Here is a 1,455-nt window from a genome sequence, read left to right as displayed (position 1 = left end):
TGGCTGAAGATACATCGCCTTGGAAGAACAATGGTGTATCTGCCAAGTTCTTAAGGTCGCCAGCGTTGACAACAGTTGTTTTGTCGATGCCACCTTCGCTAGCTGGTTTGCCTACTTTATCCAAGTTTTTGATGAAAGTATTCTTATGTTCATGTTCAGGGTCGTCTACCTTGCCACCAATACCAGATTTCACATTGTCTACGATAGTAGCACCATCGCCATTAGGATTAACGACACTGTTTTTCAACTTGCTTTGGTCTAATGCTATTGGTTGTTTAGCTAATGCTGATTTGCCTTCCAATGGTTTACCAGTCGTAGCATCGACATCGGCCGTGTCATACCATTTATTTTCGCTTGGTACGAATGTTTTGTCCTTAATGTCGTCGGCATTGTAGTACTTGCCGTCACCACCGCGAGCCACCTTGGTAGCAGAATCTACTGGCTTAACCGTCATTAATTTATCAACGTGAACATTATAGATATTCTGACCGTTTGCACCGGTTACTTTTGTTACTTCCGCTGCGCCAGTGCCTGTTACTTCTGTAGTAGCTGCTGCCGCTTTTTGTTTCAATTGCGACATATTCACAGCATCTGTATCAGCCTCGCCTGGTGCTACATTAGTAATTTTAGCTGTGCTATTCGGTTGTTCCGGATTGATAACGCGAATGCTGTTATCAATGGTTAAACCTTTTTCGCCTGCTTTAGGCTGACCATTATCCAATTGATTTGGTTTATAGTATTTATCGCCAAATTGAACGAGTTTCGTACCATCTTCCAATTGGTAAGTATTGCCTACTTTAGATACATTTTGTGTATTCGTAGGCTTACCGTTGTCATCCAATTCGCTAGCGGTGTATGTTACAGGTAAACCTGTTACATCTACGTGTAATTCATGAATACCGTTTTCGGAATCTACGGTAGATACCTTCGTATTCGCACCATCAGTGAACTTGATGGTATGGTTCAATTTTACGCCAGCCGCAGCTTTGCCATCCGCCACGTCCTTGGATGTAGTTAAGAAGAAGCCATCATCTAGCGTAGCCACTTCGTGGTTAATGGTCGTGTTGTCAGGACCTGTAGTGGTGTAGGTTAAACGATCCATTCCTGCAACAGGATTATTTTCGCCTATTGGTTTAGTTGGATTTTTACCCACATTCGCCGAATCAGTAACAGACTTAGTACCACGATCTACAGTCAATGTCGCATTAGAACCATTCTTGCCATCAATCGCTACTGTACCGAACTCTTTATCCGTTGCGTTTGGATCAGTTTCTGTACCTTTGGTAATAGTAACAAGGTCTTTTGCGTCATCGCCAGTTTTACCATTATTAACCACAACTTTACCATCAGTCGTTACACCCTTACCAGATACGATGGTTTTCGTACCATCCGTTTCATCAATAGTAGTTAACGATGTAAGGTCTTGTAATTCCTTAGCCAATTTAATGGTTAAGG

Annotated in this window: 1 protein-coding gene; it reads right to left on the bottom strand. The window is 42.3% G+C overall.

Going from position 1 to position 1,455, the window contains the following annotated elements; genetic code table 11:
• Positions 1 to 1,455 (bottom strand): hypothetical protein (locus QV04_RS04160; RefSeq protein ID WP_156548331.1); only part of this gene is annotated, 1,455 nt, incomplete at both ends.

Source organism: Gallibacterium genomosp. 1, assembly GCF_001678575.1.
In the GTDB taxonomy this organism is placed as follows: domain Bacteria; phylum Pseudomonadota; class Gammaproteobacteria; order Enterobacterales; family Pasteurellaceae; genus Gallibacterium.
This window is presented reverse-complemented; position numbering and strand designations above follow the sequence as displayed.